The 9,875-nt window shown below is 70.0% G+C and carries 7 protein-coding genes; all 7 read left to right on the plus strand.

The window, feature by feature from the left end; translation table 11 throughout:
- Positions 1-56 precede the first annotated feature (56 nt).
- Entirely contained in the window at positions 57-1,355 is a 1,299-nt protein-coding gene (locus FNL14_RS19980) for an SWIM zinc finger domain-containing protein (protein ID WP_142063718.1), read from the plus strand.
- Positions 1,352-2,827, plus strand: a complete 1,476-nt coding sequence (locus tag FNL14_RS19985) for a DUF5691 domain-containing protein (RefSeq protein WP_142063721.1) — start codon at positions 1,352-1,354, stop codon at positions 2,825-2,827. Before FNL14_RS19980 ends, FNL14_RS19985 begins: the two co-directional genes overlap by 4 nt.
- Positions 2,824-3,930, plus strand: a complete 1,107-nt coding sequence (locus FNL14_RS19990; protein WP_142063725.1) for an AAA family ATPase — start codon at positions 2,824-2,826, stop codon at positions 3,928-3,930. Before FNL14_RS19985 ends, FNL14_RS19990 begins: the two co-directional genes overlap by 4 nt.
- A 19-nt stretch (positions 3,931-3,949) precedes the next feature.
- Complete coding sequence (locus FNL14_RS19995; RefSeq protein WP_142063728.1) at positions 3,950-6,280, plus strand: DUF5682 family protein; 2,331 nt, start codon at positions 3,950-3,952, stop codon at positions 6,278-6,280.
- A complete protein-coding gene (locus tag FNL14_RS20000) occupies positions 6,277-7,464 on the plus strand; it encodes a VWA domain-containing protein (RefSeq protein WP_255470936.1) in 1,188 nt (395 codons plus the stop codon). The genes FNL14_RS19995 and FNL14_RS20000 overlap by 4 nt, the downstream gene beginning before the upstream one ends.
- Before the next feature lie 143 nt (positions 7,465-7,607).
- Positions 7,608-8,891 carry an MFS transporter gene (locus FNL14_RS20005; protein WP_142063746.1) on the plus strand — a complete coding sequence of 428 codons (1,284 nt, stop codon included), beginning with the start codon at positions 7,608-7,610 and terminating at the stop codon, positions 8,889-8,891.
- 57 nt (positions 8,892-8,948) lie between these two features.
- Positions 8,949-9,731: a type I methionyl aminopeptidase gene (gene map, locus FNL14_RS20010; protein WP_142063734.1), complete on the plus strand. Its 783-nt coding sequence runs from the start codon at positions 8,949-8,951 to the stop codon at positions 9,729-9,731.
- Positions 9,732-9,875: the final 144 nt, after the last annotated feature.

Consider the following 9,875-nt stretch of genomic DNA (forward strand, 5'->3'; position numbering starts at 1 on the left):
CGCCACGCCGCCGGCCCGCCCTTGCGCGGCTGGGAACATCGGGCACAATGTGCTTCATGGGGCGTTGGAGCGAGGACAGGGTGGCCGGCGCCGCGCCCGATGCAGCTTCCCTGGCCGCCGCCCGCAAACTCGCCCGCCCGGGGCCTTGGTCCGAGACGGGCAGCAACGACGTGCTGGTGTGGGGCAAATGCCAGGGCAGCGGAAAGACCCCCTACCAGGTAAGCGTTGACCTCGCCGCCCCGGCCTACCGGTGCTCCTGCCCCAGCCGGAAGTTTCCGTGCAAGCATGCGCTCGCCCTCCTCCTGCTGTGGTCCCGGGGTGAAGCGGCCGACGCCGGAACAGAGGCTGCGGATTTCGCCCGGGAGTGGGCGGAACAGCGCGCCGGCCGGGCAACCGTGCGGGAACGGCGCCAGTCCGAACAGCCGGCCGATCCGGCGGCACAGGCAAAACGGCTTGCCGACCGGCTGGCACTCATGGACGCCGGCATCGCGGACTTCTCCCGGTGGCTGGCAGACCTGGTACGGACGGGCGTGGCCTCCGCCAGGTCCCAACCCTATTCGTGGTGGGACGGCGTGGCCGCCCGCCTGGTGGATGCCCAGCTCCCGGGCCTGGCCGAACAGGTACGCACCATGGGTTCGGACATCCACGCCCGCAGCGATTGGACCGATCACCTCCTCCACCGGGCAGGCAGGTGGTGGGCGCTCACCAAAGCCTGGCGGATCCGGGACCACCTGACCCCCGACGAACTTGCCGACCTCCGGGTTGCCGTCGGCTGGTCCGTTCCTGCCTCGGAGGTCGAGGGCGTGGAGGCCTTGCCGGGCCCCTGGCTGGTCCTCGGCGCCCACCGCAGCGACGACGGACGGCTCCAGCAGCAGCGTACGTGGCTGCGCGGCCCGGACGGAACGGTAGTGGTCCTCCTGGATTTCGCTGCCCGGAGCGAGCCACTCGCAACACCCCAACTCGCCGGCGCACTGTTGGAGGCCACAGTGGCCCGGTACCCGGGATCAGCGCCCCGGCGGGCGCTGTTCACCGGTGGTGTGGGCACGGCAGGGACGGCCCGGACTCTGGGCGGGGGAAGCAGTATCCGCCAGGCACTCGATGCCGAATCAGCCGCTGTCGCCTCGTCCCCGTGGCGGGAGCGCCATCCGGTGCTGCTGGCCGGAGTGCGCCTCTCCACTGGCGGCTCCGGGTGGCTTCGGGATGAAGCCGGTGATGCGCTTCCGCTGGTCGATGCGCCCCTGGACTCCCTGCTCGCCCTCACCGGCGGCCACCCGGTGGACATTTTTGGTGAGCTGGAGGAGGGCCGCCTGCGGCCGCTGTCCGCCGTCATCGGCAACGCGGTGGTGACGCCATGACCTGGCTGGCCGAACTCCGTGCTGCCGCCCTGGTGGGAACAGCCCGGCACCCTGCGCCTTCCCCGCCCGCAGAGCTGGGCGTCCGCCCGCCGGAAGTTCACACCGCCGAAGAATCGCTCCTGGACCAGGCCGCGCTCGCCGACGCCGTCATCCGCGCCGCCCGGCAACCCCGCCGCCTGGATGATGCCGGCCTGGCCAGGCCAGCGCCACCGGACCACTGTCCGCAGGCCAGCGGTGAGGCCGCCCGGCTGCTGGACCTCCTGCTCACGCAGCCGCCGGTGGGGCCGGAGCTGCGCACCCTGCTGGTGGCGGACTGGCTGCGGCTGGCCGCAGCTTCAGGAGTGCGGGTTCCACACAAGCTCCTGCCGCCCCTCCTCGCCGCGGCCGGCACCAGAGCATCGGTTGCGGAGCACTTGCACCCGGCCATCGGAACGCGCGGCCGGTGGCTGCAGGGCCTGCTTGAGAGCGACCAAGGGACCAGCGATTCCGGGGCCGGACATCAGCAAGGCGCTGCAGCGCGTGACTGGGCAGAGCTGGCGGGTACGGACGCCACCGCAGAAGTGGAACGGCTCCGCCGCACTGATCCGGCCGCCGCCCGCACGCTGCTTGGCGGGCACTGGGACAACCTCGCCGCCCGGGAACGTGCTGCCCACCTCGCCACATTCACCGCCAACCTCGGACCGGACGATGAGGAACTGCTGGAGCGGGCCCTGGATGACAAAGCCAAAAGCGTACGCGACACCGCGGCGGCGCTGCTCGACCGGCTGCCGGACAGCGCCCGCGCAGCGCGCATGGCCGACCGGCTCCGCCCCCTGCTCCGGCTCAACGGCGTGCTGCGCAAGCGCCTCGAGATCGGGCTGCCGCCGGAACCTGACGCTGCCGCACTCCGGGACGGAGTTCCTGCGCAGCCGCGCAGCGGCGAACCGGACCGGCTGGCCCGGCTCGACACTATTATCCGGGGTGCCCCGCTCGATACCTGGACCTCGGCAACCGGCCGCGGCCCGGCGTCGGCCATTGCCTTGCTTAAGGGCGAGACGCGGGTGCTGGAAGCCATCGCGTCCACCGCTGCCCGGCGGGCCGACCTAGAGTGGGTGCGTGCATTGCTGGAGGACCGCTTTGAGCCGCGCCTGCTGGCCTGCCTGCCAGCGGTTGAACGCGAGGAGAGGCTGGTGCGGCAGCTCCGGAGCAGCGCGGCACCGCCCTTCGCATTGGTCGAACCCCTGCGGGACCTTCCCCGGCCCTGGGGACCCGCACTCGCTGCCGAAGTGTTGGAGCAGATCACGGCCAAAAACGGCGGCCAGCTGGCGGTCATGCTGGCAGGGATCCTGCCCGCAGCACTCCCGCCCGAAGCCGCCGGGCAGTGCCGGCAACTCCTGGAGCGTTCCGACGACGACGCCGCACGGCGCCGCGTGCTCCGTGACGCCGTGCAATACCAATCGTTCCGACAATCCCTGACGGAGGCTTTTTCATGACCGATACCCAGCCCGCCCAGGACGTTCTCCGCGCCCACGCCGAAACCGCCTATGCCGAGGAACTCGCGGCCCTTGCCGCCGCCGACGACCGGCCCCGGCCGCCCAGCTGGCGGCTGTCCCCCTGGGCCGTCACCACCTACATCCTTGGTGGAACCCTGCCCAACGGCATGGTGGTCACGCCCAAGTACCTGGGGTCGGAGCGGCTCGTGGAAATCGCCGTGGCGTCCCTGGCCACGGACCGGGCCCTGCTCCTGCTCGGGGTGCCGGGCACGGCCAAGACTTGGCTGGGCGAACATCTGGCGGCGGCCATCTCGGGAACTTCCACCCTGGTGGTGCAGGGAACGGCGGGCACGCCGGAAGAGGCACTGCGCTATGGCTGGAACTATGCCCGGCTGCTCGCCGACGGGCCGTCCCGGGCGGCACTGGTCCCGGGGCCGGTGATGCGGGCCATGGAAACCGGAAGCCTTGTCCGGGTGGAGGAACTGACCAGGATCCCCTCCGACGTGCAGGACTCACTCATCACCATCCTCAGCGAAAAGAGCCTGCCCATTCCGGAACTCAATGAAGAGGTGCAGGCCCGCAAGGGGTTCAACGTCATCGCCACGGCAAACAACAGGGACAAGGGCGTCAACGACCTCTCCTCCGCGCTGCGGCGGCGTTTCAACACCGTGGTGCTGCCCCTCCCGGACAGCATGGAGCAGGAGGTGGAGATCGTCACCACCCGCGTCCGCAGCCTGGGGGCGTCCCTGGAACTGCCGGCCGATCTGGCGGCGCTCTCCGAAGTCCGGCGCGTGGTGACTGTGATGCGCGAGCTCCGGGCCGGCGTCACCCAGGACCAGCGCACCACCATCAAGTCGCCCTCGGCAACGCTGTCCACCGCGGAAGCCATCTCAGTGATGACCAACGGCCTCTCCCTGGCAGCCCACTTCGGCGACGGGACCGTCCGGGCGCAGGACGTGGCCGCCAGCCTGGTGGGCGCCGTGGTCAAGGACCCCGTGCAGGACCGGGTGATCTGGCAGGAATACCTGGAGACCGTGGTCCGGAACCGGCCGGAGTGGAAGGACCTTTACCGGGCCTGCCGCGACCTCGAATCCTCCAACTGAAACCGGGACTCCTGCAACCATGACAGAAGTCCACGTCCTCGGAATCCGGCACCACGGACCCGGGTCGGCGCACTCCGTGGCCGAGGCGCTCGCCGCCCTCCGGCCGGACCTTGTGCTGGTGGAGGGACCGCCGGAACTGGACCAGGTGATTCCCCTGCTCAGCGACCCGGAGATGGTCCCGCCGGTAGCCGGACTGATCTATGTTCCGGATGAGCCGCGGCTGGCTTCCTTTTACCCGATGGCCAGCTTTTCCCCGGAGTGGGTGGCCATCCGCTGGGCGCTGTCCACGGGCGCGCAGGTGCGCGCCATCGACCTGCCCGCGGCGCATACGTTCGCGCTGCGGGAGGGGGGTGACGTCCCGCCGTCGGACGAGGCGCCTTCGGAGGAGCTGCCGGCAGAGGAGGCGCCGGCAGAGGAGGAACCGCTAGTGGCGGACGACGGCGGCTCCTCCTCCGTGGGTTCCCGCCCCTACCGGCCGGACGCCATCGGGATCCTCGCCCGCGCCGCCGGGTACAGCGATGCCGAGCGCTGGTGGGAGGACGCCGTGGAGCACCGCCACAGCGACCCGGTGGAGCGGTTCGAGGCGCTGACTGAAGCGATTGCCGAAATCCGCGCAGCCGATGACCGGCCGGCCCACCATCCTGACGTGCTGGAAAACAACCGGCGGGAAGCGTCGATGCGGCGGCTGCTCCGGGCCGCCCTCCGCGAGGGGCACGTCCGCATTGCCGTGGTGTGCGGCGCCTACCATGCACCGGCACTGGTGCCCGCCCACTTTCCCCCGGCCGCCGCCGACAATAAGGTCCTGGCCGGCCTGCCCAAAACGAAGATCGCCGTGACGTGGGTGCCCTGGACCTCGGGCCGGCTCAGCCTGGCCAGCGGGTACGGCGCCGGCGTCACCGCACCCGGCTGGTACCAACATCTGTTCACCCACTGGATGGGGAATGACCCGGGCACGGACGTCTCCACCACCTGGCTGGTCCGGGTGGCGCGCGCGTTGCGCGGCGAGAACCTGGACGCGTCAACAGCATCAGTGGTGGAGGCAACAAGGATGGCGGACGCGCTCGCCGCAGTCCGCGGACGGCCCAGTCCGGGACTGACAGAACTTGACGATGCCGCCCAGGCGGTGCTGTGCGACGGATCGCCGCTGCCGCTGGCCCTGGTGCACCGGGAGCTGACCGTGGGACTGGAGTTGGGCAGCGTGCCTGATTCCGCGCCCACCGTCCCCCTCGCCGCCGATCTTGCCGCCACCCAGCGCAGGCTGCGGTGGAAGCCAAGCGCCATGGAGGAAGTCCTGGCCCTGGACCTGCGCAAACCCGCACAGCTGGCCCGCTCCGTGCTGCTGCACCGGCTGGCGCTGCTCGGGGTGGACTGGGGAATTCCGGCCGAAACGGGCCGGACCCTGGGCACGTTCAAGGAGGCGTGGACGCTGCAGTGGAGGCCGGAGCTGGCCATCGCCGTGGTGGAGGCCGGCCGGTACGGCACCACCGTGGCCGCGGCCGCCTCTGCCTACGTTGCTGAGCGCGCCCGGGAAGACGCCAACTTGGCAAGCCTGAGCGGATTGCTCGCGAACTGCCTCCTCGCAGACCTGCCGGAGGGTATCGGTGCCGTGGTCTCTGTCCTCGCCGAGCGGACTGCCCTGCAGCAGGACGTCGCCCCGCTTCTGGAAACAGTCGCGCCCCTGGCCCGCACCTGCCGGTACGGCAATGTGCGCGGTGTGGACGTGACGGGGGTGCGGAAGATCCTGGACACTACAGTGGTGCGCGCCTGCGTAGGCCTGCCGACGGCGTGCGCCGGCCTGGATGATGAAGCCGCGGACGTGATGCGGCGCGCCATCGACTTCGCACAGCACGGGCTGTCCCTGGTGCCGGACCTTCCCCTGGATGACTGGCACAGGGCCCTGTCCGCCGTCGCAGGCTCCGACCTGATCCATGGAGCGGTGGCGGGACGGGCCACCCGGCTGCTGCTGGATGCGGGACTGGTTGAAGCGGACCAGGTTGCCGCACGGCTCAGCCGCCGGCTCTCCGTTGCCACCCCAGCGAGGGAAGCCGCGGCCTGGCTCGATGGCGTGGTCTCCGGCGACGCAACGCTGCTGATCTACGATCCGCGGCTCCTGCAGCTGGTGGACCGCTGGGTGGCCGGCGCGGACGACGAGGCCTTCGACGACGTCCTGCCGCTCCTGCGCAGGACTTTTTCGGCGTTCAGCGAGCCTGAACGGCGGGAGATCGGCGAACAAGTGACACGGATTGGCGGCAACGTCCCGGCCGGAAAAGACAATCTGCCGGACCTGGCGGCAGCGGGCCCCGCGGTCCGGACAATGGCCCGGTACCTCGGATGGGACGTGGTGGCGTGACGGAGCGCGACGACAGCAGCCGCGGACGCCTGGCCCGCTGGCGGCTGGTGCTTGGCGGGCATGGGGCCGATGGCATCAGGGACGGCCAAGGCAACAAGGTGGAGCTTTCGGCCGCCGACGCCCGGCGCGACCACGCCCTGGAGGAGTTATACGGTGAGGACCAGCGCCGCCGCGGCGGCCTCGGTGCCTCCAGCCCCCGCGTGTCGCGCTGGCTGGGCGACATCCGCGGGTACTTCCCGTCCAGCGTGGTGCAGGTGATGCAGGCGGACGCCATGGAACGGCTGGGCCTGCGGCAGCTGCTCCTCGAGCCGGAGATGCTCCGCACGGTACAGCCCGACGTCGGCCTTGTCAGTACGCTGATCGGCCTGGGCCGGGTGATTCCCGAGCATTCCCGCGAGACGGCCAGGGCGGTGGTCCGCCAGGTGACCAATGAGTTGGAAGAGCGGCTGCGTGCCAGGACCATCCAGGCGGTCACCGGTGCGCTGAACCGCGCGGCACGGACCAGGCGGCCGCGGCACCAGGACATCGACTGGAACAGGACCATCGCGGCCAACCTCAAGCACTACCAGCCCCAATACCGGACCATCGTGCCCGAGCGGCTGGTGGGGCATGCCCGGCGCAGCACCCAGATCCAGCGTGAGATCATCCTGTGCATCGACCAGTCAGGCTCCATGGCTGAGTCGGTGGTGTACTCCAGTGTGTTCGGGGCGGTGCTCAGCTCCCTGCGCTCAGTGCGTACCCGGCTGGTGGCCTTCGACACCGAAGTGGTGGACCTGACCGATGAACTGGACGATCCGGTGGATGTGCTGTTCGGCGTGCAGTTGGGTGGCGGCACGGACATCAACCGTGCCTTGGCGTACTGCCAGGACCGGATCACCCAGCCCACCGAGACCATCCTGGTGCTCATCAGCGACCTCTACGAAGGCGGCATCGCCGAGGAGATGCTGCGCCGGGCCGCCAGCATCGTCGGGTCCGGCACCACCATGATCGCGCTGCTGGCCCTCAGTGACAGCGGCCACCCGTCCTTCGATGCCAACCACGCGGCAGCCCTCGCCGGAATCGGGGTCCCGGCCTTCGCCTGCACCCCCGACCTGTTCCCCGACCTGATGGCTGCGGCCATCGAACGGCGGGATCTGGGTGAATGGGCCGCATCGCACGACATCCCCGCGACGCACGAACCGTGACTTTCGGAGAGCCTGCCTGATGACCGCCTGTGGCACCACGGCACCGCCAGGGCCGGGTCCTGGCACCAGCTCTGGCATAGCGGGCGGATCGGGACGAGAATGGCCTCGTGTTCCGTGCTATCCGCAGCCGGGACAGCGAACCCATGAACGCTGCCGCCCGAAAGATCCAGCGCATCTACCTGACGTTGACGCTGGGCAATACCCTTGCCGCCTCCTTCATCTGGGGCGTCAACACGCTGTTCCTGCTGGACGCCGGCCTGAGCAACTTCGAGGCCTTCGCCGCCAACGCATTCTTCACCGCAGGGATGGTGATTTTCGAGGTTCCCACGGGGGTTGTCGCTGACGGCTGGGGCCGCCGGGCGTCGTTCCTGCTGGGCACCGTAACCCTGGCAGGCTCCACCTACCTCTACTACCTGCTGTGGCAGTTCTCCGCCCCGTTTCCGCTGTGGGCAGTGATGTCGGTGCTGTTGGGGCTGGGCTTCACCTTCTTCTCGGGCGCGGTTGAGGCGTGGCTCGTCGACGCCCTGCGCTACTCCGGCTACGAGGGCGGCCTGGAGCCGGTGTTCGGGCGGGGGCAGATGGTCTCGGGCATGGCGATGCTCGCCGGTTCGGTAGCCGGCGGCGTGATCGCCCAGGCCACCAGCCTCGGCGTGCCGTTCCTGGTGCGGGTGGGCGTACTGCTGGCCATGTTCGTCGTGGCCTTCGGCCTGATGCACGACGTCGGATTCACACCCGAGCGCTCCACGCACCCCCTCAAGGCGACGCGCGCTGTCCTGACGGCCTCCATCGATAACGGCCTGAAAATCCCGCCCGTGCGGTACGTAATGCTGGCCTCCCCGTTCAGTGCCGGCGTCGGGATCTATGTCTTCTATGCGCTGCAGCCGTTCCTGCTGGAACTCTACGGCGACCCGCGCGCCTACTCCGTGGCTGGCCTCGCTGCGGCTATCGTGGCCGGTGCCCAAGTGGTGGGCGGCTGGCTGGCGCCCTACGCCAGGAGACTGTTCCACAAACGGACGTCGGTGCTGATCCTGAGCGGCAGCATCAGTGCGGTGCTCCTGCTGGTGCTCGGCTTCACCCGGGCCTTCTGGCCGGCCCTGGTCCTGCTGACCCTCTGGGCAGTCGTCGACTCGGCCGCCATGCCCGTGCGGCAGGCGTACGTGAACGACATGATCCCATCGAAGCAGCGGGCCACGGTGCTCAGCTTCGCCTCCCTGATGGGGTCCAGCGGCGGCGTGGTGGTGCAGCCGCTGCTTGGCCGGAGCGCGGACCTCTACGGCTATCCGGCGTCACTGGCCCTGGCCGGAATCTTCCAGAGCCTTGCAGTTCCCTTCCTGGTGGCCAGCAGGCGGCAGGGTGCTCCGGCGGACCGGGCCAATGCACCGGCAGCGCCCTCGGACCAGGGGCCGGCCCAGGACTCCCGCGCCTGAACCTGCTGGCCCAGTGCTGGGTATAGTTGTTGGTCTCCAGACGAGGAAGGCCGCCGCATGATCGAGATCCTGACCCCCGCCGAAGTTATCCGGGCAAGGGAAACAGGAGCCCTCGTCGCCGACATCCTGCAGGCCATCAAGAGCCGCGCCACGGTGGGTACCAACCTCCTGGACATCAACCGGTGGGCCGGGGAAATGATCATCGGCGCCGGGGCGTCATCCTGCTACATCGACTACGAGCCGTCCTTTGGCCGCGGGCCGTTCGGCCACTACATCTGCACAGCGGTCAACGATGCCGTGCTGCACGGAAAGCCCTACAACTACACCCTGGCCGACGGCGACCTGCTCACCCTTGACCTCGCCGTCGTCAAGGGCGGGGTGGCAGCGGACTCCGCCATCAGTTTCATCGTGGGCAGCTCACAGCCGATGGAAAGCATCACCATGATCGATGCCACCGAACGCGCTTTGTATGCCGGCATCGCCGCTGCCGGTCCCGGCGCCCGCATCGGCGATATCTCCCATGCCATCGGTTCGGTCCTCAGCGAGGCCGGCTACCCGATCAACACGCAGTTCGGCGGCCACGGCATCGGCTCAACCATGCACCAGGACCCCCACGTCCCCAACACCGGGCGGCCTGGCCGCGGGTACACGCTGCGACCGGGCCTGCTGCTGGCGCTGGAGCCCTGGGTGATGGCGGACACCGCCGAACTCGTCACCGACGCTGACGGGTGGACCCTCCGCAGCGCCACCGGATGCCTGACAGCGCACAGCGAGCACACCATCGCGATCACCGGGGACGGTGCCGAGATCCTCACCCTGCCCACGCCGGCGCAGCCGTAGGACGGTCAGCGGTCCCAGGACGTCCAGTCGGCGTCGTCGAACGCCTGTCCGCGGAAGTGCGCCCGCAGGTACTCCCCCACCACCGCAGCCCCCAGCCCGCCGACGTCGGGCGCCACCACCCTGGCCCCCACCCGCCGGGCCATG

The sequence above is a fragment of the Pseudarthrobacter sp. B4EP4b genome, assembly GCF_006680095.1.
Taxonomy (GTDB): Bacteria; Actinomycetota; Actinomycetes; order Actinomycetales; family Micrococcaceae; genus Arthrobacter.